Below are 23,642 nucleotides of genomic sequence, written 5' to 3'. Positions count from 1 at the left end.
GGAGCCTGACCGCAAAAATAACGATTGCGCTGATGCTATCAGAGACGCAGGCGCCCGCCACGACTACGTGCTGCGCCCAAGCCGTGAGGCAACAGGCTGGAGCGGGTATGGGCATGGCAAATGGCGATGGCCAGGGCATCCGAGGCGTCGATCTGTGGCTTTGAAGTGAGCTTGAGCATGTGCATGACCATCATCTGCACCTGCTCCTTGTTGGCGCCACCGGTGCCGACCACGGCCTGCTTGACCTGGGTCGCGGTGTATTCAGCGATCTCCATGCCCTCCTCGGCACCCGCTACGATGGCAGCGCCACGGGCCTGGCCGAGCTTCAACGCCGAGTCGGCATTCTTGGCCATGAACACTTTTTCGATGCCCATGGTGACCGGGCCGTAGGTCTGGATGACTTCACGAACGCCGCGATAGACGATCTGCAGCCGCTCGGCCAATTCCCCTGCGCCAGTGCGGATGCAGCCCGAGGCGACGTACACACAGCCACGTGGGGTCTGCTGCACCACGCCAAATCCGGTGATGCGCGAACCGGGGTCGATACCTAGGATTAAAGTCATAACGCCTGCGGGTTGGATTTACAACGGTATGTGCCAGGCACACATTTGTGTAACAGCATAGAACCCCTGTGGGAGCTGGCTTGCCTGCGATGCGTGCACCTCGGTGCTTCTGTCAAGTCGAGGTGATGCTATCGCAGGCAAGCCAGCTCCCACAGTGGATATTCATCGTTCTTAAGTGAGCTGTTCGGCCACAGACTCAGGGATGTCGGCATTCGAATACACATTCTGCACATCATCCAGGTCTTCAAGCATGTCCAGCAGCTTCAGCACCTTTTGCGCACCGTCCAGGTCCAGTTCGGCACTGGTGGTCGGCAGCATCACGATTTCCGCGTCGGTGCCGTTGAAACCAGCGGCTTCCAAGGCGTTACGCACGGCGTAGAAGCTGGCAAACGAGGTGAACACATCGATAGAGCCGTCTTCGTTGGTGACCACGTCATCGGCATCCGCTTCCATCGCGGCTTCCATCAGCGCGTCTTCATCGGTGCCCGGTGCGAAGGTGATCTGCCCCTTGCGCTCGAACAGGTAGGCCACCGAACCATCCGTGCCGAGGTTGCCGCCGCACTTGCTGAACGCATGACGTACGGCTGCCGCGGTACGGTTGCGGTTGTCGGTCATGCATTCGACCATCACCGCCACGCCGCCCGGGCCGTAGCCTTCATAGGTCAGCTCGACCATATCGTCGGTGTCGGCCGCACCAGCACCACGGGCCACGGCGCGGTCGATGATGTCGCGGCTCATGTTGGCGCCCAGCGCCTTGTCCAGCGCCAGGCGCAGACGCGGGTTAGAGCCCGGGTCACCGCCACCCTGGCGGGCCGCGACGGTCAGTTCGCGAATCCACTTGGTGAAGATCTTGCCCTTCTTGGCATCCTGACGCTCTTTGCGGTGCTTGATGTTCGCCCACTTGGAATGGCCAGCCATAACACAACTCCGAATTCTCTAGAAACCTTATCAATCCCGCCCCAGGCGAGATTTCCCTCTTTTAAACGCAAAGGCGCATCCGAAGATGCGCCTTTTTGACTGCGTACAACCTTATCGCGCTTTCACGCTGCAGCCTTACTCAGCCTTCGGCGTCTCGCGCAGGCGGATGTGCAGCTCGCGCAAGGCCTTGGCATCCACCACACCCGGCGCCTGGGTCATGACGTCCGCAGCGCTCTGGGTTTTCGGGAAGGCGATCACTTCACGGATCGACTGGGCGCCGGTCATCAGCATCACCAGACGGTCCAGGCCGAACGCCAGGCCACCGTGCGGCGGCGCGCCGTATTTCAGGGCGTCGAGCAGGAAGCCGAATTTCTCTTCCTGTTCCGCTTCGTTGATGCCCAGCAGGCGGAAGACCGCTTGTTGCATCTCTTTGCGGTGGATACGGATCGAACCGCCACCCAGTTCAGTACCGTTCAACACCATGTCGTAGGCACGGGACAGCGCGCCTGCAGGGTTGGCTTCCAGCTCTTGCGGGGAGCACTTCGGTGCGGTGAACGGGTGGTGCAAGGCGCTGAAGCTGCCGTCGTCGTTCTCTTCGAACATCGGGAAGTCCACAACCCACATCGGCGCCCACTCGCAGGTCAGCAGGTTCAGGTCGTGACCGAGCTTGATCCGCAGCGCGCCCAGGGCTTCGCTGACGATCTTGGCCTTGTCGGCGCCGAAGAACACGATGTCGCCGTCAACCGCACCGACGCGATCAAGGATCGTGTTCAGGTTGGCTTCAGGGATGTTTTTCACGATCGGCGATTGCAGGCCGTCGACGCCGTTGGCGCGCTCGTTGACCTTGATGTACGCCAGGCCCTTGGCACCGTAGATGCCGACGAACTTGGTGTAGTCGTCGATCTGCTTGCGCGGCATGCTCGCGCCGCCAGGCACGCGCAGGGCGGCGATGCGGCATTTAGGGTCGTTGGCTGGGCCGCTGAACACCTTGAAGTCGACGTCCTTGAGCTGGTCGGCCACGTCCACCAGTTCCAGCGGGTTACGCAGGTCTGGCTTGTCGGAACCGTAGCGGCGCATGGCTTCTTCGAAAGTCATGTGCGGGAATTCGCCGAACTCCAGGCCCAGCACTTCCTTGAACAGGTTGCGGATCATCTGCTCGGTCAGGCCCATGATCTCTTTTTCATCGAGGAAGCTGGTCTCGATGTCGATCTGGGTGAATTCCGGCTGGCGGTCAGCGCGCAGGTCTTCGTCACGGAAGCACTTGGCGATCTGGTAGTAGCGGTCGAAACCGGCCACCATCAGCAGTTGCTTGAACAGCTGCGGCGATTGCGGCAAGGCGAAGAAGCTGCCGGCATGGGTACGGCTCGGTACCAGGTAGTCACGCGCGCCTTCCGGGGTGGCCCGGGTGAGGATCGGCGTTTCGACGTCCAGGAAGCCGTTTTCATCCAGGAAGCGGCGGATGCTGGTGGTCATGCGCGAACGCAGGCGCAGCTTCTCGGCCATTTCCGGACGACGCAAGTCCAGGAAGCGGTAGCGCAGGCGGGTTTCTTCGCCCACATCGGAGTATTCGTTGAGTGGGAACGGTGGGGTTTCCGACTCGTTCAGCACTTCCAGCTCATAGCCCAGTACTTCGATGCCGCCGGACGCCATGTTCTTGTTCACGGCACCGGCCGGACGCAGGCGTACCTTGCCGGTGATCTTGACGACGTATTCGCTGCGCACGCGGTCGGCGGCTGCAAAACTCTCGGCGCGGTCCGGGTCGAACACCACCTGGGCCAGACCATCACGGTCACGGATATCGAGGAAGATCACCCCGCCGTGGTCGCGGCGACGGTGAACCCATCCGCAAAGGGTGATTTCCTGACCTTCCAGGGTCTCGTTCAGTTGGCCGCAATAGTGGCTGCGCATCATGGTCGTGGTTTCACTTCTCGTAATTCGAAATTCGGTGGCAGGCCCGCCTCGTCACCGTACATTAAAGCAGGGGACGGATAATGCAGGAGCCTGCGCGTAGAGTTCAACTCAGTCTGCTTTGTCGCCGCCCGCCAGGTTCTTCTTGGCGCCGGTCTTGAAATCGGTCTCGTACCAGCCGCTGCCGCTCAGACGGAAGCCCGGCATGGACAACATCTTCTTCAACTCAGGTGCCTGGCAGGCAGGGCAATCGACCAGCGGCGCGGCGCTGATCTTCTGAATGGCTTCCAACTGATGACCACAGGAAGCGCATTGATAGTCGTACATGGGCATGGAGATGTCTCGGCGATCAGATCGTTACAGCGCCACGCCCTGCCCTGTGCTTAAAGCCCGGCATGCGCAGCAAAGCGCGGGATTATATCTGGTAAATCAACACAGCGCAGCCGGCTTTGTGCCCAGGGCCCGGCCCGCCGGGATGACGGACCGACCACCGGACTACTGCGCGAGCGTGTCCGCGGACGTGAGGGCGTCCCGGCCTTTGAGCACATGGACCACGCACACCACCCTCACCAGCCCACTGAAGTTCTTCACGCCTCCGTAACGCAAATGCACTTCCCGATCGACGTAGGACAACAATGCACTGACCGAACAGGTATTGAGCCTGGCGATTTCCGTCAGGATGTTCCAATAGATCTGTTCAAGCCGCAGGCAGGTAGAAAACCCATTGAGCCTGACCGACCGGGACAGCGGCTTGGCCAGCCCCATATCAAAACCCTTGGCAAAAGGGTCGACCTTTATCTTGTGAAAACCACAGGTTTCCATCACTCCCTTACCCACTCCACGTGACATACAGCTGACACTCCATTGCCAAACAACAGCCAACAGGTTTCTCCCATTGGACGATGGGCCTATAAAACAGCAGCCAGCACACAGCAGCCAGAAGACGGGGAGTTGTTAGTCGTAGGACAACGCCAGGAAGCGCAGGGAAACCAGCAGGCGGCGCCCAAAAGGCGCCGCCAGGGTTCGACGATTACTGGTTTTCAAGCAGGGAGCGCAGCATCCACGCGGTTTTCTCGTGAACCTGCATACGCTGGGTCAAGAGGTCCGCCGTCGGCTCATCACTGACTTTGTCGAGCAATGGGAAGATGCCCCGCGCGGTACGCGTGACTGCTTCCTGGCCGGCGACCAACTGCTTGATCATCTCTTCGGCGCTCGGCACACCCTCTTCTTCCTTGATGGAAGACAGGCGGGCGTAAATCGAATAGGCACCCGGCGCCGGGAAGCCCAGGGCACGGATACGCTCAGCAATGGAGTCCACTGCCAGCGCCAGCTCGTTGTACTGCTCTTCGAACATCAGGTGCAGTGTACGAAACATGGGGCCTGTGACGTTCCAATGGAAATTGTGGGTCTTCAGATACAGAACATAGGTATCGGAGAGCAGGCGGGAAAGTCCGTCGACGATGGATTTACGGTCTTCTTCACTGATACCAATATCGATTGCCATGTGTTTCCCCTTCAATTGACGAGCATTCATTGATCAGGTGCAGCTCCACTCTAGCAAGAGAGTGCGCCACGTGCAGCCCGACACACTCGGACGGCATGCGGCAAATCGCCCCGCACCGCCTGCGAGATCTGAGTTGGCAAGCCTGTTTACCTGTAGGAAGGGTCTTGGCTGCCACTGAAAAAATCCCGCACCTGTCTAGGACAAGCGTTTGACGCAGAAATGCCGTGACCGTGGCAACACCCCGAAATGCTTGATTTGAGTAGGCACAGCCTTTGCTGTTAAATAGACGCGGTGTGGCTGCCGTTTATTCCTGCGGCACGTCACATAGGCTGATACCCGCGCACGTGCTCAACGCCTCCCATTGTTCAGAAGCGAACCGTGCCAGTCAGCTCTTCCTTGTGATCCGTCTTAACGTGAGTTAACCAAAATGTTGAAAATCGTCCACCTGCTAACGGGCGTTGCAGCGTTGCTGCTGTCCTTTATTCCGAGCCTGCAGCCTGAAAGCCTGCCCTACCTGGAACAACACGACGCCCTGTACCTGGCCTTGTTCGGCCTTCTTAACCTGACGCTCGCACCGGTAATCCCTTACTGGAACAAAGGCACGCGTCATCAACTGCAAAACCTGGTCAGTGCGCTGCTGGTGCTGACTGTTGTCGTACAAACCCTTACCCTCCTGGCGCCCATGCCTGAAGTCGGGGGCCATCCGGCCATCCTGCTCAGCCTGGTGATTGCTGTGGTCGCCATCGTTCTTCACCTGGCCATCAGCTTCTACCGCTCGTCTCCAGCGGCCGCGTCGCAAAACTATGACATGACCAACCGGGATACCGGGACCGTCAAGTGGTTCAACACCTCCAAGGGCTTCGGCTTCATTTCCCGCGATTCGGGCGACGATATCTTCGTCCACTTCCGAGCCATTCGTGGCGAAGGCCATCGCGTACTGGTCGAAGGCCAGCGCGTGGAATTCTCGGTGATGAACCGTGACAAGGGCCTGCAAGCCGAAGACGTCATCGCTGCCCTGCCGCGTCGCTGATTCCCCAGCTTTCGCAGCAAAAAAAACCGCGATCCAGCCTTGGCTGGGTCGCGGTTTTTTATTGCGTGCGCAGTCAATAGTGGGGCGGCGGCGCTTCTTCTTCGGATGACTCGAATTGCCCGCCCATTTCTTCCTGGCGCTTGAGCAGTGCAGTCATCTGCAATTGCAGGCGTTCGACGGCCCGCTGCTGGGTGACCAGAATGTCATTGAGGGTTTCAATGGTGTCGTCCTGGAAGGCCAGGCGGCTTTCCAGGTCGGTGACGCGTTCTTGCAGGTCCATGGTTCAGTCCTGGGTAAAGATGAAGTCGGCAGGCAATAGCTCACGCAATCGGCTGCGAATCGCGGCCACCTGCTCTTCGGTATAGGGCTGGGCCGGGTGCTTGCCCCACACGGGGGCTGGCCAGGCGGCGTCGTCGCGCTTGCGCACAATCACATGCACATGCAACTGGCTGACCACGTTACCCAACGCGCCGATGTTCATTTTGTCGGCCGCCAAGCCCTCGTTGAGCAACTGCGCCAAGGCTGTCGTTTCTTGCCACAAGGTTTGTTGATCGGCGACATCCAGTTGAAACACTTCGCTGATACCGTCGATGCGTGGCACCAGAATGAACCAGGGGTAATTGGCGTCATTGGACAGCAGCAGGCGACAGAGCGGGAAGTCCCCAATGGCCAAGGTATCTTGTTGCAGGCGTTGATCTAAGGCGAACACGTGGCACTCCGTTCGGCAGGTCGGTAACAGGTGCCCAGCATACCTTCGAATGCCCAAGGCTTCACGGGCAATGCTGGCGGCCTTGAGGCAGCCGGGCAAAAAAATGCACCCTTTAGAGGCAGTAACTCAAGAGAGCAACGCTAGGCCGGGCCTCAACGGGATGCACCAAAATGACCCACCTGTGCCTCAAAGGGATCCGCCGATTACCCACTGATAAGGGTCAACCGGTAACGTTTTACCCAGGTACAGCATTCAGGTACCACCGAACCGGGGTAACACCCTGGCGTCAAGCCCAACCCAAATGGCGTAAACCCCCCGTGCTTATGCGGTTTTTACAGGTTCATCACACTTTTCACGAAAAAATGACATTCGGTCAGCGGTTTGAGCACGCTTGTTGCATTCACCTCCATATCGTCGGCAACGGCACCCGTCTGGACACAGGTGTTTCGCGATAAAAACAGTGGCGTTTCAATGTGTATCAGGGAAGTGTTCAAACTTTGAACGAAGTCTGAAAACAGCATTGAAGTTGTCAGCCTGGATACATTTTGGGCTGTGAATTTGCGACATGGATCTAGCGATTTACGACAGCCTCGTAAAGAAGCTGAAAGGATAGTTGAGTAAGTATCGTCAATAGGGTCTGCGTGAGCTAACTTTGCGCCGACACAAAAAGAAAGAGCCGCCCAGATAAAAATACAGGTGGGACGGCAGTACTCTTCCTAAAACCAAAGGAGCAAATCACGATGCGCGTGATGAAGTGGAGCATGATCGCCCTGGCTGTTTCAGCAGGCACCTCGCAGTTCGCAATGGCGTCCGCCCAGGACGATTCCAAGGGCTTTGTTGAAGACAGCACGTTCAGCATCAATACTCGCGCGCTGTACTTCAGCCGTGACTTTCGAAATGAGCCAGGGGGCGGTTACAGCACCGTCAACGGCAAGCGTAAAAGCCGTGCTGAAGAAACCGGCCTGGGCTTCAATGCCCTCTACGAATCTGGCTTCACCCAGGGCACCATTGGTGTCGGTGTCGACGTGATCGGCCTGATGGGCGTCAAGCTCGACAGCGGCAAGGGCCGCGCCGGCACCGGCCTGTTCCCAACCGGTTCCGATGGTCGCTCGCAAGACGACTACTCCAAAGGCGGCGGCGCGGTGAAGTTCCGCATCTCCAACACAGTGCTGAAAATCGGTGACCAATACACCACAGCCCCAGTGTTTGCCTCCGACGACAGCCGCCTGCTGCCAGAGCTGCCGCAAGGTATCTCCATCACCAGCAACGAAATCAAGGGCCTGAAGCTTGAAGGCGGTCACTTCACTTCCAGCGTCGCGCAGAACCAGACCTACCACGACAGCCTGGGCCTGACCAAAACCGACTTTGTCGGCGGTGTGTATGCCTTCACTCCAGAAGTCACCGGCAGCCTGTACTACGCGAAAACCGAAGATTACTTCCGCAAGTACTACAGCAACCTGAACTGGACCCACGCCCTGAGCGATGATCAGTCGTTCGCCCTGGACTTCAACATCTACGACACCAAGAGCGACGGCGCCGGCCTGCAACGCGCAGAGAAAGATGGCGTGACCAAGCTCGACAACCGCGCCTTCAGCTTGCAGGGTGCGTACACCATCGGTGCTCACACCTTCACCCTGGCAGCCCAGAAAGTCACCGGTGACGGCGACTACGGTTACGGCGTAGACGGCGGCGGCACTGTGTTCCTGGCCAACTCCATCGCCCGTTCCGACTTCAACGCCGAAGGCGAAAAGTCCTACCAGGCGCGTTATGACATCAACATGGCGACCTTTGGCATTCCGGGCCTGAGCTTCATGACCCGTTACGTCACCGGTAGCGGCGCCAACACCGGCACCACCTCGAACGGCAAAGAGTGGGAACGCGACATCGAAGCCAAGTACGTGATCCAGAGCGGCCCGGCGAAAAACCTGAGCCTGCGCCTGCGTCAAGCGACTTACCGTTCCGGTGATGGCGTGTACTACGGTTCGCCGTCGATCGACGAGCTGCGTCTGATCGCCAACTACCCGCTGAACATCTTGTAATTGCCGGTTCAATTACAACGATGACTTGAGGCCTCGGCCTTAAACAAAAAGCCGCTCCTCTGTTTAAACAGGGAGCGGCTTTTTTATTGCAGTTTTACTTCAACCAACAAAACAACTAGCAAGCTAAGTAACTAGTTTTTTCAAAGCTGACCTTTCGGCCAACTTCGATAGCATCGCGCCAAGTTACTTCGGCGCACTTTCCTGCATCACCCGAATAACCCGTTGCGGAAACGGAATATCAATCCCGGCCGCTTTCAAACGGTCACGCGCCAGTTCATTGAGCATAAACATCACGTCCCAATAATCCGGAGTGTTGGTCCAGCAACGCAGGGAGACGGTGATGGAACTGTCGCCCAAGGTCGACACCACCGCCACGGCGGCAGGGTCCTTCAGTACACGCGGGTCTTCGGCCAGAGCCAGCAATACTTCACGGGCCTTTTGCAGGTCCGCCTCATAGTCCACACCCACGTCAAACACGACCTTGCGGGTCGGCTGGCGGTTGGTGTTGGTGATAAGGCCGTTGGACAGGCTGCCGTTGGGAATGATCACCGTCTTGTTGTCGCCGGTACGCAGCACCGTGTGGAAGATCTGGATGCTGTCGACGGTACCCGAGGTACCCTGGGCTTCGATCCAGTCACCGATACGGAACGGGCGGAACAACAGAATCAACACGCCGCCGGCAAAGTTCGCCAGGCTGCCTTGCAAGGCCAGGCCGATAGCCAGGGTAGCGGCACCGATCGCCGCAACGAACGAGGTGGTTGCCACACCGATCATCGAGGCCACGTTGACCACCAGCATGACTTTGAGCGCGATGTTCGCAAGGCTGGTGATGAAGTGTTGCAGTGCCAAGTCTGCGTTACGCATGGCCAGCAGACGGCCCACGCGGTGAGTCAAGACGTTGATCAGCCACCAGCCGATGGCCAGGGTGACCAACGCCAGCAATACGCGGCTGCCGTATTCCATGATCATGGGGAGCCAAGACTGGGAGGTCTTGATCAGGTGATCCATTTCAGCGTTCAAATCCATCTACTTTCTCCTGTTGTGCGGCGATAAGGCTGTATTGACTGCCTGAAAACGCAATTGAGCCCCGAAGGGCTCAATTGTAGGCACTGATGCTGGGGCGTGGGACGTCAAAAGTGCCCACAGGTTCCCCAAAGTGCCATCAGTCGCGGAAGTTATTGAACTGCAGCGGCATGTCGAAAGTCTTGGCGCGCAGAGCTGCGATAGCCTCTTGCAGGTCATCACGCTTCTTGCCGGTGACGCGAACCTGCTCGCCCTGGATGGCGGCCTGGACTTTGAGCTTGGCGTCCTTGATATGCGCCACGATCTTCTTGGCCAGCTCTTTGTCGATGCCTTCCTTGAGCACGGCTTCCTGCTTCATCAGCTTGCCGGAGGCGTAGGCATCTTTGACTTCCAGACATTGCACGTCGATCTTGCGCTTGACCAGGGCCAGCTTGAGGATCTCGATCATCGCTTCCAGCTGGAAATCGGCTTCAGCGGTCAGGTTGACGGTCAGTTCCTTTTCCTTAAATTCGAAGCTGCCCTTGCCTTTCAAGTCATAGCGACGGTCCAGTTCCTTGACGGCGTTCTCGACGGCGTTGGTGACTTCGTGTTTGTCCAGTTCAGATACCACGTCGAACGAAGGCATGTGATTTCTCCAATATAAGGGGCGGGCTCAGTAGAGATGGAGCGCGCCCGAGCTAAAATGCCGGGGCATTATAGCGGTTCTTTCGCCCCGTTCACCGCTGGCGACCTTATGGAGTACACACTGATGTCGACCCCCTGGCATATTCTTGGCGCTGGCAGCCTGGGCACCCTCTGGGCCACGCGGCTGGCACGCGCGGGGGTGCCCGTCAGGCTGATCCTGCGTAACCAGGCGCGCCTGGCCAGCTATCGCGCAGGCAAAGGGCTGACCCTGGTGGAGCACGGCGTGGAACAGACTTATCCGGTCATCGGCGAAACGCCTGATAGCTCGGAGCCGATTCGGCGTCTGCTGGTAGCGTGCAAAGCCTACGACGCTCAAAGCGCCATCGCACAGTTGCAGCATCGACTGGCGCCGGACGCCGAATTGATCCTGCTGCAAAACGGCCTCGGCAGCCAGGACGCCGTGGCTGCGCAATGGCCGTCGGCGCGCTGCATCTTTGCCTCCAGCACCGAGGGCGCATTTCGCGATGGCGATTGGCGGGTGGTATTTGCCGGCCATGGCTACACCTGGCTGGGGGACGCGAGCCATCCCACCCCGCCGCTGTGGCTGGATGATTTGCAAGCGGCAGGCATCCCCCATGAATGGGCCACCGATATCCTGACGCGCCTGTGGCGCAAGCTCGCGCTCAATTGCGCCATCAACCCACTGACCGTGTTGTACCACTGCCGCAACGGCGGTTTGAGCGCCCACCACTGCGAGGTCGCCACGCTCTGCGCCGAACTGGCCGAACTGCTGGAGCGCTGTGGCCAGCCTGCGGCTGCACAGGACTTGCACAGCGAAGTCGAGCGGGTGATCCAGGCCACCGCCGCCAATTATTCCTCCATGTACCAGGACGTCGCCAACGCCCGACGCACCGAGATCAGTTACCTGCTGGGCTACGCTTGCCAGGCCGCGGCCCGCCATCAGTTGGCAGCGCCGCACCTGCAACAGGTACACACGCGGTTGGTGGCGCATCTGCTTGCACGCGGATTGGCCAGCGACTGAGGCACGCGCTACCCTGCCTACCTGTCTATCACCTGGGAAAACTCTGATGCCACTGCGCCAGCGTCTTGAAAATCTACCAGTAGGACAAAAACTGCTGGCGGCCCTGCTGGTGCTTCTCACCACCGTATTGCTGGTGGCCAACCTGACGTTTATCAGCGCCGCCTACTGGATCTCCCAGGAAAGCATGGCCCCCCAGGCCTTGCAGGCTATTGGTCGACTGGTGTCCAACCCCTCGCTCGCCGCCGAGGCGCTTGAGTCCCCGACCAAGGCCGAGGCGCTGCTCAATGAATTGACCAGCTATTCACCGTTGCGCGCCGCCGCGCTGTACGACGGCGAAGGCAACCGCCTGGCGCAGATGCAGCACGGCGACCGCCTGCACCTGCCGGACCACTACCGGCATATCGAAGCGTGGCGCCTCACCGAATTTCGCAGCAACCAGATCATCACCCTGCCCCGTGGCACTCAGCCTTCGGGGCATTTGTTGCTGGTGGCCAGCAGTGAGCTGCCGGTGGCGTTCTATACCGGCACGCTGACCGCCAGCCTGGGCATCCTGATTTTCAGTGTGTTGTTGTGGCTGGTCATCGCCCGGCAAATAAAACGCCTGATCACACGACCGATTCATGAACTTGAAGAACTGTCCCGCCAGGTGACCCGCGAGGAGAACTACGCTTTACGCGCCGGGCGTGGCAACCGTGATGAAATCGGCAGCCTGGCCGAAGCGTTCAACACCATGTTGTCGCGCATCGAAGCTCGCGAGCAGCAGCTCAAACGCGCGCGCGACGACTCTCAGGCCGCGTATGACCAGGCCCAGGGTTTGGCCGAAGAAACCCGGCATACCAACCGCAAGCTGGAACTGGAAGTCCAGGTACGCAGCAAGATCGAGAAAAAGCTCACGGGCTTCCAGAACTACCTGAACAGCATCATTGACTCGATGCCCTCGGCGCTGATCGCCCTGGACGAACAACTCTATGTCACCCAGTGGAACCAGGAAGCTACCGCCCTCTCCGGTACGCGTCTGGACGAAGCCCTGAACCAGCCGGTGTTCCTGGCCTTCCAGCCGCTCAAGCCGTACCTGCCACAGATCAAGGCCACCGTGGAGCAGCACACAGTGGAGCGGATAGAACGGGTCACCTGGATCAAGGACGACGAGCCCAAGCATTATGCGCTGACGTTCTACCCGTTGATGGGCGGCGCCGGGCGCGGTGTGGTGATCCGAATCGACGACATCACCCAGCGCCTGTCCCTGGAAGAAATGATGGTGCAATCGGAAAAAATGCTCTCCGTGGGCGGCCTGGCCGCAGGTATGGCCCATGAGATCAACAACCCGTTGGGCGCGATCCTGCATAACGTGCAGAACATTCGGCGGCGCCTGTCCCCCGAGCTGCCCAAGAACCTTGAACTTGCCGAACAGGTGGGCATCGAGCTGGAGACGGTCAACCGATACCTGCAAGGCCGCGAAGTCCCGCAACTGCTCGACGGCATTCAGCAGGCCGGGGCGCGTGCCGCGAAAATCGTTACCCACATGCTCAGCTTCAGCCGCCGCAGCAATCGCCAGATGGCGCCCTGCGATTTGCCGGCGCTGATCGACCAGGCCGTGGAAATCGCCGGTAACGACTTTGACCTGACCATCGGTTTCGATTTCAAGGGCCAGGCGATCATCCGCCAGTTCGATCCGCAACTGGGCCAGGTGCCCGGCACCGCCAACGAGCTGGAGCAAGTGCTGCTCAACTTGCTGAAAAACGCTGCCCAGGCCATTCACCTGCGCGAGGACGACAGCGAGCCGGGGCGCATCATCCTGCGCACCCGCCTCAACCCGCCGTGGGCGGAAATCCAGGTGGAAGACAACGGCATCGGCATGAGCGAAAACGTGCGCAAACGCACGTTCGAACCGTTCTTTACCACCAAGGAAATCGGCCAAGGTACCGGGCTTGGGCTGTCAGTGTCGTATTTCATCATCACCAACAACCACAAGGGCCAGATGGAAGTGCATTCCACCCTGGGCCAGGGCACCTGCTTTACCTTGCGCCTGCCTTTGGCCGGCAGCCAATTGCCCCCCACTGAACTTACCCAACTGGAGCACTGACCATGGGCTTTCGCCTGTCGAAGATCTACACCCGTACCGGCGACAAAGGCGAGACCGGCCTCGGCGACGGCCGCCGCGTGCCCAAGGACCATCCACGCGTGGAAGCGATTGGCGAGGTGGATACGCTGAACAGCCAACTCGGCCTGCTGTTGGCTAACCTTGAAGAACAAAGCGGCAAGCATCCGGGGTTGAAGGATGTGATTGAAGTGCTCACGCCTTGCCAGCACCGTCTGTTTGACTTGGGCGGTGAGCTGGCCATGCCTGTGTACAAGGCGTTGAATGCGGCGGAAGTGGATCGGCTGGAGGCTGCGATTGATCGCTGGAACGAGGAAGTCGGGCCGCTGGAGAATTTCATCCTGCCTGGCGGTTCAGCGTTGATCGCTCAAGCCCATGTGTGCCGCAGCCTGGCGCGCAGCGCCGAACGCCGTTGTCAGCACCTGAATGCGGTGGAACCGTTGGAGGGTGTGGGGTTGGCGTACATCAATCGGTTGTCGGATTTGCTGTTTGTGGCGGCCAGGGTGATTGCCAAACGCCAAGGTGTTGCGGAAGTGTTGTGGCAGGCGGCGGCCAAGCCACACTGAGCAGATCGTTCCCACGCTTTGCGTGGGAATGCATCAACGGACGCTCCGCGTCCCAAAGCGTGACGCAGAGCGTCGCAGGAGGCATTCCCACGCAGAGCGTGGGAACGATCAGCACGATCAGCAGAGCGTGGGAACGCTCATCACACCTGCGGCCAGAACGCCCGAATACCTGCCACACCTTGCGCACCAGCCTCCCAAGCTTGCTCCCGCTGCGCCGGCCCAACCCCGCCCAACAGAAACACCGGCTTGCTGAACCCGGCGATCAACTCAGCCGCCTGTTCCCAACCCAACGGCTGCGCATCCGGATGGGTCTGAGTCGGCTGCACCGGCGACAGCGTGACAAAATCCACGTCCATCAACTCTGCCAGCGCCAGTTCTTCCGCGTTGTGGCAAGACGCCGCCAACCAGCGGTCTTTGGGCAGCGGCCGGCCCTTGCTCGCGTATTTGCGCAACTGCGCCGAGGTCATATGCCATCCCGCAGCAGGGAAATCCCCCAGCCACTCGAACGGCCCCTTGAGCATCAGTTGCGCCTTGCCGGCGCACAGGCCCACCGCATCTACCGCCAGGTCGCGGTATTTGGGGTCGTAACCGTTAGGGGCACGCAGTTGAACCAGCTTGATGCCACCGGCAATAGCCTTCTGGATACCGCGCAACAGCGTCGGGGTTTCCAGCTCGCCAGGGGTGATCAGATATTCGGCGGGCAAGCGTGCCGCGGCGACAATCGGCGCATTCGCCGCCGGAAATTCATAGTTGACCAGGTCCCGCGGTGCCACCCACGCCAACGGCTGCCCTTCAGCGCCATGGGGCTCGCCGGTAAAAGCCGAGACTTCCCAGACATCCAGCAATACCTGCTTGTCCGGATAGTCATGTTGCACCTTGATCAGCGGCCGCGCCGTGGTGACCTGGATGCCCAGCTCTTCCTGCAATTCACGGGACAAGGCCGTGGCAACCGACTCATCAGCCTCCACCTTGCCGCCGGGAAATTCCCAGAGGCCGCCTTGATGCTGAGTATCGGCACGGCGCGCCAGCAGGATCCTGCCATCGACACCGCGGATCACCGCTGCTGCTACATGTACTCGTTTCACCGCCAGTTTCCTCTTGGTATCAGGTACGGTATTCCGCGTTGATCTTCACGTACTCGTGGGACAGGTCGGTGGTCCAGATGGTTTCGCTGCAGTCACCACGACCCAGTTCGATACGGATGGTGATTTCTTCCTGCTGCATCACCGCCGAGCCCTGGGCTTCGGTGTAGGTTTCGGCGCGGGCGCCACGGCTGGCGATGCACACGTCACCCAGGAACACGTCGATTTTGCTCACGTCCAGGTCCGGCACGCCGGCACGGCCGACAGCCGCGAGGATACGGCCCCAGTTCGGGTCAGAAGCAAACAGCGCGGTCTTGATCAGCGGCGAGTGCGCCACGGTGTAGCCCACATCCAGGCATTCCTGATGGTTGCCGCCGCCGTTGACTTCAACCGTGACGAACTTGGTCGCGCCCTCGCCGTCACGCACGATGGCCTGGGCCACGTCCATGCACACTTCGAACACCGCCTGTTTCAACGCCGCAAACAACGGGCCTTCGGTGGAGGTGATTTCCGGCAGGTTGGCCTGGCCGGTGGCGATCAGCATGCAGCAGTCGTTGGTGGAGGTGTCACCGTCGATGGTGATGCGATTGAACGACTTGTTGGCGCCGTCCAGCATCAGGCGTTGCAGCACATCACGGGAAACTTTGGCGTCGGTGGCGATATAGCCGAGCATGGTGGCCATGTTCGGGCGGATCATGCCTGCGCCTTTGCTGATACCGGTGACGGTGATGGTCACGCCCTCATACACGAACTGGCGGCTCGCGCCTTTGGGCAAGGTGTCGGTGGTCATGATGCCAGTGGCCGCAGCCGCCCAGTTATCCACAGACAGATCATCGAGCGCGGCTTGCAGGGCGCCTTCGATTTTTTCCACCGGCAGCGGCTCACCGATCACACCGGTGGAGTACGGCAACACCTGGCTGGCATCGACGCCGGTCAACTGGGCCAGCTTGGCGCAGGTGCGCGCCGCCGCCACCAGGCCGGGCTCGCCGGTGCCCGCGTTGGCGTTGCCGGTATTGGTCAGCAGGTAGCGAATCGACCCGGCCACGCGCTGCTTGGCCAGAATCACCGGCGCGGCGCAGAAGGCGTTGAGGGTGAACACGCCCGCTACGGTCGAGCCTTCAGCACAGCGCATCACCACCACGTCCTTGCGCCCCGGGCGCTTGATGCCCGCCGAAGCGATACCGAGTTCAAAACCGGCAACCGGGTGCAACGTGGGCAAAGGACCAAGACCAACAGCCATGAATGCGCTCCTTAAAAATAGGTGATGTCTGTGCCGTCGCTATCGACGGTGGGAATTAATGGCAAAACGCCGCGACGGCAAAGGCCGGTCGCGGCGCGGGGTGTTGCAGCGTCAGGCGAAAATCTTATTCGATCTGGCCGTGGCAGTGTTTGAATTTCTTGCCCGAACCGCAGTAGCACAGCTCGTTGCGGCCCAGCTTCTGGTCATTGCGAACCGGGGTCTGGGCCAGGGCCACATCGACCTCTTCACCCAATGCTTCAGGCTCATCCAGGCCCGGCGCTTCGTCGTGCTGGAACTGCATGCGCGCCGCCAGTGCTTCGGCTTCCTGACGCAGGCGTGCTTCTTCCTCGATCGGGTCTTCGCGACGCACTTGAACGTGGGACAGCACGCGGATCGAATCGCGCTTGATCGAATCCAGCAATTCGGAGAACAGCGTGAACGACTCGCGCTTGTACTCCTGCTTCGGGTTCTTCTGGGCGTAGCCACGCAGGTGGATACCGTGACGCAGGTGGTCCATGGTCGACAGGTGGTCTTTCCACAGGTCATCCAGCACGCGCAATACGATCTGTTTTTCGAAGGTGCGCAGTGCTTCGGCACTCGCTTGCTCTTCTTTCTCGTTGTACGCCGCCAGCAGCTCGGCCATCAGTTTTTCGCGCAGGGTTTCTTCGTACAGGTGGTCGTCTTCGTCCAGCCATTGCTGAACCGGCAAGTCCACACCGAAGTCGCTCTTCAATGCCGCTTCTAGGCCGGCAACATCCCACTGCTCAGGCAGGGACTGTGGCGGGATGTGGGCGCTGACAGTGGCGTTGAGCACGTCCTGACGGAAATCAGCGATGGTCTCGCCAATATTGTCGGCGGCCAGCAACGTGTTACGCATGTGATAAATCACTTTACGCTGTTCGTTGTTGACGTCGTCGAACTCAAGCAATTGCTTGCGAATGTCGAAGTTACGGCCTTCTACTTTTCGCTGGGCCTTCTCGATGGCGTTGGTCACCATGCGGTGCTCGATCGCTTCACCGGACTGCATGCCCAGGGCTTTCATGAAGTTCTTCACCCGGTCCGACGCGAAGATACGCATCAGGCTGTCTTCCAGCGACAGGTAGAAACGGCTGGAACCGGCGTCACCCTGGCGACCGGCACGGCCACGCAGCTGGTTGTCGATACGGCGCGATTCGTGACGCTCGGACGCGATCACCTGCAAGCCACCGGATTCCAGCACAGCCTGGTGACGCTTCTGCCAGTCGGCCTTGATCTGGGCGATCTGCTCAGGCGTCGGGTTGTCGAGCGAGGCCACTTCCACTTCCCAGTTGCCGCCCAGCAGGATGTCGGTACCACGACCGGCCATGTTGGTGGCGATGGTCAATGCGCCTGGGCGACCGGCCTGGGCGATGATCTCGGCTTCTTTTTCGTGGAACTTGGCGTTCAGTACCTTGTGCTCGATACCTTCCTTGTTGAGCAGGTTGGACACGTGCTCGGAGGTCTCGATGGTGGCGGTACCCACCAGGATCGGACGGCCCTTGGCCATGCCATCCTTGATGTCATTGATGATCGCCGCGTATTTCTCTTCGGCGGTCAGGAACACCAGGTCGTTGTAGTCTTTACGCGCCAACGGTTTGTTCGGAGGAATGACCATCACGGCCAGGTTGTAGATCTGGTGGAATTCGAACGCTTCGGTGTCGGCCGTACCGGTCATGCCGGACAGCTTGTTGTACAGACGGAAGTAGTTCTGGAAAGTGGTGGACGCCAACGTCTGGCTTTCGGCCTGGATGTTGAGGTGTTCCTTGGCTTCGATGGCCTGGTGCAGGCCTTCGGACAGACGACGACCGGGCATGGTACGACCGGTGTGCTCGTCAACCAGTACCACCTGGCCGTCCTGCACGATGTACTCGACGTTGCGGTGGAACAGCTTGTGGGCGCGCAGGCCAGCGTACACGTGGGTCAACAGGCCCAGGTTGTGCGCCGAGTACAGGCTTTCACCTTCGGCCAATTCGCCGATCTGGGTCAGCATCTCTTCGACAAACTGGTGACCGGCTTCGTTGAGTTCGACCTGGCGGGTCTTCTCGTCGATGGTGAAGTGACCTTCTTTGGTCACCACGCCTTCCACCTCCTCGATGTGCTGCTCAAGACGCGGGATCAACTTGTTGATCTCGGTGTACAGGCGCGAGCTGTCTTCGGCCTGGCCGGAGATGATCAGCGGGGTACGGGCTTCGTCGATGAGGATGGAGTCGACTTCGTCGATCACGGCAAAGTTGAGTTCACGCTGGAATTTTTCATCCATGCTGAACGCCATGTTGTCGCGCAGGTAGTCGAAACCGAATTCGTTGTTGGTACCGTAGGTGATGTCGCAGGCGTACGCGGCGCGCTTCTCTTCCGGCGGCTGGAACGGCGTTACCACGCCGACGGTCAGGCCGAGGAATTCATACAGCGGGCGCATCCAGTTGGCGTCCCGGCGAGCCAGGTAGTCGTTCACCGTCACAACGTGCACGCCCTTGCCGGACAGTGCGTTGAGGTAAACGCCCAGGGTTGCCACCAGGGTCTTGCCTTCACCGGTGCGCATTTCGGCAATCATGCCTTCATGCAAGGTCATGCCGCCGATCAACTGGACGTCGAAGTGGCGCATGCCCATGACGCGCTTACCGGCTTCACGGGCGACCGCAAAGGCTTCGGGCAGCAGCTTGTCGAGGGTTTCACCTTTGGCTATGCGGGCCTTGAACTCTTGGGTCTTGGCGCGCAATTGCTCGTCCGACAGAGCAACCATCTGCTCTTCGAAGGCATTGACCAGCTGCACCGTCTTGAGCATGCGTTTGACTTCGCGCTCATTCTTGCTTCCAAAAAGTTTCTTTAACAAAGGCGCAAACATATCGGCAGGTTCTTCCACACATAGGGATGGAGGGCGCACCGTGAGTGGCCCGAGCAGCCCTCACGGCCGCATTGCGAACGCGCATTCTACCCGGAATCGTGGGTGAGGAAAGTGGCGTTGTTCCCCGAGGCAGGCACGGCGCTGTGAGAGGGCCTGTTTAAAATAAGGGCTTTTGCGCGAACTTCAACCCATGGAGCGCAGAAGTTACTTATTGATTTCATGGGCAAAGCCCAGCCGAGGCACGGCCGCGGGGTGTACCGGCGCTTTCTGTTAAGATAACCGCTCTGTTACCTAAGGTGTCTAAACATGGCATTTCGCCCTCTTACAGCCCGCGCGCCCGGCGTGTTGCTTCGCGAAGCCAAGCCGTTGAAAGCCATCTTTGGCCATGCCAAACGCCTGGGCCATTTGCAACGCCTGCTGGAAAGCCAGCTGCAACCTGCCGCACGTGAGCACTGTCATGTGGCGTCCTGGCGAGAAGGCAATCTGCTATTAATTGTCACCGATGGTCATTGGGCCACGCGCTTGCGTTATCAGCAAAAACGCTTGCAGCGCCAGTTGATGGCGTTTGAAGAATTCGCCGGCTTGACGCGCATTCAGTTCAAGGTACAGCCACCCACCGTGCCGCAAGGCGCAGTGGGGCATACCATGGACCTGTCGGAAACGGCCGCCGAAACCCTTCAGGCCACCGCCGAAGGGATCAACGACCCGGGCTTGCGCGCCGCCCTGGAACGGCTGGCCGCCCATGCCCGGCCCAAAGCCTGAAACGTTATTTGCGTTTGCTGCCGCCCAATAACGAACCCAGCAGACCACGCACCAACTGGCGCCCCATCTGATTGGCGGCCTGCTGCATGGCTGACTTCAACGCCTTGCCCGCCGTGGTCCCCAGGAAGGCACCGGCCCTGTCGGTAAAGCTCGGCTCTTCGGCGGCCGGAGCAGCCTGCTCGGCAGGCCCAAGCTCCTTGCGGGCCATCAGCACTTCATAGGCAGACTCACGATCCACCGGCTTGTCATAGCGCCCCAACAGCGGCGAACTGGCAACCAACGCTTTACGTTCGGCTTCGGTGAGCGGCCCGATCCGCGATTGCGGAGGAGCAACCAGTACGCGCTGGACGACTTCCGGCGTGCCCTTTTCCTGCAAAGTTCCCACCAAGGCCTCACCAGTGCCCAACTCTGTAAGCACCGACAAGGTATCGAATGTCGGGTTGGGACGAAAACCGTCCGCCACCGCTCGCAGGGACTTCTGTTCTTTGGCAGTGAACGCGCGCAAACCGTGCTGGATGCGCAGGCCCAGTTGCGCCAGCACCGTATCCGGCAAGTCGCCCGGCGATTGCGTGACGAAATACACGCCGACGCCTTTGGACCGGATCAGGCGCACTACCTGCTCCAGGCGCTCCTGCAAGGCTTTTGGCGTATCGGCGAACAACAAGTGCGCTTCATCGAAAAACAACGCCAGCAACGGTTTGTCGGCATCGCCGCGTTCCGGCAATTGTTCGAACAACTCTGCCAGCAGCCACAACAGGAAGGTCGCGTAGACCTTCGGCGCTTCATGCACCAAGCGGCTGGCGTCCAGCAGGTGGATGCGCCCACGCCCATCACTGGCGGGCTGCAAAATATCCTCCAATTGCAGGGCCGGCTCGCCAAACAGGGCTTCGGCGCCCTGCTGCTCCAGCACTGCCAGACGCCGCAACAAGGCCTGGCTGGAACCGGTGGTCATCAAGGCGGCGTCTTCGCCCAGTAGTTCCGGGTGATAGCGCAGGTGATTGAGCAGTGCCTTGAGGTCCTTGAGGTCCAGCAGCAACAGGCCTTCGCGGTCGGCCACTTTGAACGCCGCATAGAGCGCCGATTGCTGGCTGTCGGTGAGCTCCAACAGGCTGCCGAGCAAGAGCGGGCCCATTTCACTGATGGTGGTGCGCAACGGATGACCGGATTGGCCGTGGATATCCCACAGGGTTACCGGGTACGCCTGGGCCGTGTAATTAAGGAAGGGCATACCGGCGATGCGCTCGGCCACTTTGCCCTGGGGGTTGGCGGCGGCGCCCAGGCCGCAGAGGTCGCCTTTGATGTCGGCAGCGAACACCGCCACACCCGCATCACTGAAGGCTTCCGCCAGGCGCTGCAAGGTGACGGTCTTGCCGGTGCCCGTGGCGCCAGCGATCAACCCATGACGGTTGGCCAGGCGCATGGACTGGGCGATGGGCAGGCCGTCAAGGCCAGCACCAATAAGCAGTTGTGTGGAGTCAGGCATTTCGTCACCTATGGTTAATCTTTAGTGCCGCGAGGTCGATATAGACGGATGTAAGCCCGACAAAGACTAAAAAACGGTCAGATAATTCCGATATGGACCAACGGAGCTATCACCAGAAATACCACACCTTTTTTGACGCTGCCATTTTGCGCCTCCCGCATAGGATGCGCCTCGGATATTAAGACCTTAGCGGACCCTTCAAGCCATGAACAAAAATCTGCGCTTCAGCCACAAGATCCTGCTTGCAGCCTCCCTTATCGTCATCGCCGCTTTCGCGTTGTTTACCCTCTACAACGACTACCTGCAGCGCAACGCGATTCGTGACGACCTCAATAACTACCTGCATGAGATGGGCGACGTCACCGCCAGCAACATCCAGACCTGGCTCACCGGGCGTATCGCCCTGGTGGAAAACGCCGCACAGAACATCGCCATCAACCCTGAACAAAGCGTGGTCGCCAGCCTGCTGGAACAGAAAGCGCTGACCTCGTCATTCATGGCCACCTACGTCGGTGACAGCCAGGGCACCTTCACCATTCGTCCTGACACCAAGATGCCCGACGGCTTCGATCCGCGTGTTCGCCCCTGGTACAAGGGCGCCCAGGCCAGCAACGGTTCAACCCTGACCGAACCCTATATCGACGCGGCGACCGGGCAACTGATCATTTCTGTCGCCACGCCCAGCGCCAAGGGTGGCCAGAGCATCGGCGTAGTCGGCGGCGACCTGAGCCTGCAGACCCTGGTGGACAACATCGGCGCGCTGGATTTTGGCGGCATGGGTTATGCGTTCCTGGTCAGCGCCGACGGCAAAGTGCTGGTGCACCCGGATAAAGCCCTGGTGATGAAGACCCTGGCGGACGTTTATCCAAAAGACACGCCGAAGATCAGCGGCGATTTCAGCGAAGTGCAAGCCAACGGCAAGACCAATATCGTGACGTTTACACCGATCAAGGGCCTGCCCTCGGTAAACTGGTACCTGGGCGTTTCGGTGGATAAAGACAAGTCTTTCGCCATGCTCAGTGAGTTTCGCACCTCGGCGGTGATCGCAACGATCATCGCGGTGGTGATCATCATCGCCCTGCTCGGCATGCTGATCCGCGTCTTGCTGCAACCTTTGCACTTGATGACCCGCGCCATGCAAGACATTGCCGACGGTGAAGGCGACCTGACCCGCCGCCTGACCATCCAGAACAATGATGAATTCGGCACCCTGGGCAATGCTTTCAACCGCTTCGTCGAGCGCATTCATACCTCGATTCGCGAAGTGTCTTCAGCCACCGAGCACGTCAATGAAGTGGCCCTGCGGGTGGTCAGCGCCTCCAACTCGTCGATGGTCAACTCCGACGAACAGGCCAACCGCACTAACAGCGTCGCCGCCGCCATCAACCAACTGGGGGCCGCGGCCCAGGAGATCGCACGCAACGCCGCCCAAGCCTCCAGTCAGGCCAGCGATGCCAGGCACTTGGCCGAAGACGGCCAGCAGGTGGTTGAACGCAATATCAAGGCGATGACGCAGTTATCCAGCATGATCAGCACCTCAAGCACCAATATCGAAGCACTTAACAGCAAAACGGTGAATATCGGCCAGATTCTTGAGGTGATCACCAGCATTTCCCAGCAAACCAATCTGCTGGCGCTCAATGCGGCGATCGAAGCGGCGCGCGCCGGGGAAGCCGGGCGTGGCTTTGCGGTCGTGGCCGATGAAGTGCGCAACCTCGCTCATCGCACTCAGGAGTCGGCGCAACAGGTGCAGACGATGATCGAAGAGCTACAGGTGGGCGCCCGGGACTCGGTGACTACCATGAGCGAAAGCCAACGCCACAGCCTGGACAGCGTGGAAATCGCCAACCTGGCCGGCGAGCGCCTGAACAGCGTGACCCAGCGCATTGGCGAGATCGACGGTATGAACCAGTCGGTCGCCACCGCCACTGAAGAACAGACCTCGGTGGTGGAGTCGATCAATATGGACATCACCGAGATCAACACCCTCAACCAGGAAGGGGTGGAAAACCTGCAATCGACCCTGCGCGCCTGCTCGGACCTGGAACAACAGGCCTCGCGTTTGAAGCAATTGGTGGGCAGCTTCCGGATCTGAGGGGCAATACCGACCATTACAGCGAACGCAATGCGAACTAATGTGGGAGATTCTATGGTTGAGGGGCAACCCTCAACCAACTTTTGGCTGATATTC

The 23,642-nt window shown here is 59.7% G+C and carries 21 protein-coding genes and 1 pseudogene; 8 read left to right on the top strand and 14 right to left on the bottom strand.

What is annotated here, in order from left to right:
* Positions 1-38: 38 nt before the first annotated feature.
* From ruvC to AC4PS6_RS03635, 6 genes are all read right to left on the bottom strand, one after another.
* Entirely contained in the window at positions 39-563 is a 525-nt protein-coding gene (ruvC, locus tag AC4PS6_RS03660; protein ID WP_019821257.1) for a crossover junction endodeoxyribonuclease RuvC, read from the bottom strand.
* A gap of 171 nt (positions 564-734) precedes the next feature.
* Positions 735-1,481, bottom strand: a complete 747-nt coding sequence (locus AC4PS6_RS03655) for a YebC/PmpR family DNA-binding transcriptional regulator (RefSeq protein ID WP_003193870.1) — start codon at positions 1,479-1,481, stop codon at positions 735-737.
* A gap of 135 nt (positions 1,482-1,616) precedes the next feature.
* Positions 1,617-3,392 carry an aspartate--tRNA ligase gene (gene aspS, locus AC4PS6_RS03650; RefSeq protein ID WP_014719716.1) on the bottom strand — a complete coding sequence of 592 codons (1,776 nt, stop codon included), beginning with the start codon at positions 3,390-3,392 and terminating at the stop codon, positions 1,617-1,619.
* A gap of 108 nt (positions 3,393-3,500) precedes the next feature.
* Positions 3,501-3,722, bottom strand: a complete 222-nt coding sequence (locus AC4PS6_RS03645) for an FmdB family zinc ribbon protein (protein WP_003193872.1) — start codon at positions 3,720-3,722, stop codon at positions 3,501-3,503.
* A 162-nt stretch (positions 3,723-3,884) separates the two neighbouring features.
* Positions 3,885-4,238: a ribbon-helix-helix domain-containing protein gene (locus tag AC4PS6_RS03640; protein ID WP_019821251.1), complete on the bottom strand. Its 354-nt coding sequence runs from the start codon at positions 4,236-4,238 to the stop codon at positions 3,885-3,887.
* A gap of 181 nt (positions 4,239-4,419) precedes the next feature.
* Positions 4,420-4,893 carry a Dps family protein gene (locus AC4PS6_RS03635; protein WP_003193874.1) on the bottom strand — a complete coding sequence of 158 codons (474 nt, stop codon included), beginning with the start codon at positions 4,891-4,893 and terminating at the stop codon, positions 4,420-4,422.
* A 427-nt stretch (positions 4,894-5,320) separates the two neighbouring features.
* Here AC4PS6_RS03635 and AC4PS6_RS03630 point away from each other — a divergent pair, with 427 nt between their 5' ends.
* Entirely contained in the window at positions 5,321-5,923 is a 603-nt protein-coding gene (locus tag AC4PS6_RS03630) for a cold-shock protein (protein ID WP_003193875.1), read from the top strand.
* A gap of 73 nt (positions 5,924-5,996) precedes the next feature.
* Here the strand turns inward: AC4PS6_RS03630 and AC4PS6_RS03625 are convergent, their stop codons facing one another.
* Both AC4PS6_RS03625 and AC4PS6_RS03620 read right to left on the bottom strand, forming a co-directional pair.
* Positions 5,997-6,203 carry a SlyX family protein gene (locus AC4PS6_RS03625; RefSeq protein ID WP_005790924.1) on the bottom strand — a complete coding sequence of 69 codons (207 nt, stop codon included), beginning with the start codon at positions 6,201-6,203 and terminating at the stop codon, positions 5,997-5,999.
* 3 nt (positions 6,204-6,206) lie between these two features.
* Positions 6,207-6,632: an HIT domain-containing protein gene (locus tag AC4PS6_RS03620; RefSeq protein WP_020302709.1), complete on the bottom strand. Its 426-nt coding sequence runs from the start codon at positions 6,630-6,632 to the stop codon at positions 6,207-6,209.
* Between the two features lie 740 nt (positions 6,633-7,372).
* Between AC4PS6_RS03620 and AC4PS6_RS03615 the strand changes: the two genes are divergently transcribed.
* The gene (locus AC4PS6_RS03615) at positions 7,373-8,671 is read left to right on the top strand and encodes an OprD family porin (RefSeq protein WP_014719719.1); all 1,299 of its coding nucleotides are present in this window, start codon (positions 7,373-7,375) and stop codon (positions 8,669-8,671) included.
* A 183-nt stretch (positions 8,672-8,854) separates the two neighbouring features.
* Here AC4PS6_RS03615 and AC4PS6_RS03610 read toward each other — a convergent pair whose 3' ends face one another.
* A complete protein-coding gene (locus AC4PS6_RS03610; RefSeq protein ID WP_014719720.1) occupies positions 8,855-9,697 on the bottom strand; it encodes a mechanosensitive ion channel family protein in 843 nt (280 codons plus the stop codon).
* Between the two features lie 136 nt (positions 9,698-9,833).
* A complete protein-coding gene (locus AC4PS6_RS03605) occupies positions 9,834-10,319 on the bottom strand; it encodes a YajQ family cyclic di-GMP-binding protein (RefSeq protein WP_003193880.1) in 486 nt (161 codons plus the stop codon).
* Between the two features lie 123 nt (positions 10,320-10,442).
* Between AC4PS6_RS03605 and AC4PS6_RS03600 the strand changes: the two genes are divergently transcribed.
* The 3 genes from AC4PS6_RS03600 to AC4PS6_RS03590 are packed head-to-tail and all read left to right on the top strand — an operon-like array spanning position 10,443 to position 14,024.
* Positions 10,443-11,360: a putative 2-dehydropantoate 2-reductase gene (locus AC4PS6_RS03600; protein ID WP_014719721.1), complete on the top strand. Its 918-nt coding sequence runs from the start codon at positions 10,443-10,445 to the stop codon at positions 11,358-11,360.
* 46 nt (positions 11,361-11,406) lie between these two features.
* Positions 11,407-13,443 carry a sensor histidine kinase gene (locus AC4PS6_RS03595; protein ID WP_492180690.1) on the top strand — a complete coding sequence of 679 codons (2,037 nt, stop codon included), beginning with the start codon at positions 11,407-11,409 and terminating at the stop codon, positions 13,441-13,443.
* Between the two features lie 2 nt (positions 13,444-13,445).
* Complete coding sequence (locus tag AC4PS6_RS03590; RefSeq protein WP_014719723.1) at positions 13,446-14,024, top strand: cob(I)yrinic acid a,c-diamide adenosyltransferase; 579 nt, start codon at positions 13,446-13,448, stop codon at positions 14,022-14,024.
* A gap of 140 nt (positions 14,025-14,164) precedes the next feature.
* Here the strand turns inward: AC4PS6_RS03590 and AC4PS6_RS03585 are convergent, their stop codons facing one another.
* The 3 genes from AC4PS6_RS03585 to secA all read right to left on the bottom strand — a co-directional run bounded on the left by AC4PS6_RS03585 (position 14,165) and on the right by secA (position 19,206).
* Positions 14,165-15,109, bottom strand: a complete 945-nt coding sequence (locus tag AC4PS6_RS03585; protein WP_014719724.1) for a Nudix family hydrolase — start codon at positions 15,107-15,109, stop codon at positions 14,165-14,167.
* 19 nt (positions 15,110-15,128) lie between these two features.
* Positions 15,129-16,346 (bottom strand): bifunctional glutamate N-acetyltransferase/amino-acid acetyltransferase ArgJ, encoded by a 1,218-nt coding sequence (argJ, locus tag AC4PS6_RS03580; protein ID WP_014719725.1) that lies wholly within the window; start codon positions 16,344-16,346, stop codon positions 15,129-15,131.
* A gap of 124 nt (positions 16,347-16,470) precedes the next feature.
* Complete coding sequence (secA, locus tag AC4PS6_RS03575) at positions 16,471-19,206, bottom strand: preprotein translocase subunit SecA (RefSeq protein WP_014719726.1); 2,736 nt, start codon at positions 19,204-19,206, stop codon at positions 16,471-16,473.
* A gap of 306 nt (positions 19,207-19,512) precedes the next feature.
* Between secA and AC4PS6_RS03570 the strand changes: the two genes are divergently transcribed.
* A complete protein-coding gene (locus AC4PS6_RS03570) occupies positions 19,513-19,968 on the top strand; it encodes a DUF721 domain-containing protein (protein WP_014719727.1) in 456 nt (151 codons plus the stop codon).
* A gap of 4 nt (positions 19,969-19,972) precedes the next feature.
* On the opposite strand, the gene AC4PS6_RS03565 is transcribed toward AC4PS6_RS03570, so the two are convergent.
* Positions 19,973-21,451, bottom strand: a complete 1,479-nt coding sequence (locus AC4PS6_RS03565) for a helicase HerA-like domain-containing protein (protein WP_014719728.1) — start codon at positions 21,449-21,451, stop codon at positions 19,973-19,975.
* Positions 21,452-21,656: 205 nt separating this feature from the next.
* On the opposite strand from AC4PS6_RS03565, the pseudogene AC4PS6_RS03560 reads away from it, so the two are divergent.
* Both AC4PS6_RS03560 and AC4PS6_RS03555 read left to right on the top strand, forming a co-directional pair.
* Positions 21,657-22,688: pseudogene (locus AC4PS6_RS03560) on the top strand (HAMP domain-containing protein); the annotation flags it as partial.
* Between the two features lie 93 nt (positions 22,689-22,781).
* Positions 22,782-23,546, top strand: a complete 765-nt coding sequence (locus AC4PS6_RS03555; protein ID WP_370694806.1) for a methyl-accepting chemotaxis protein — start codon at positions 22,782-22,784, stop codon at positions 23,544-23,546.
* Positions 23,547-23,642: the final 96 nt, after the last annotated feature.

This window comes from Pseudomonas sp. DW-iso17 (genome assembly GCF_058725345.1).
The sequence above is the reverse complement of the archived record's forward strand: the minus strand, read 5'-3'. Positions and strand labels throughout refer to the sequence as shown.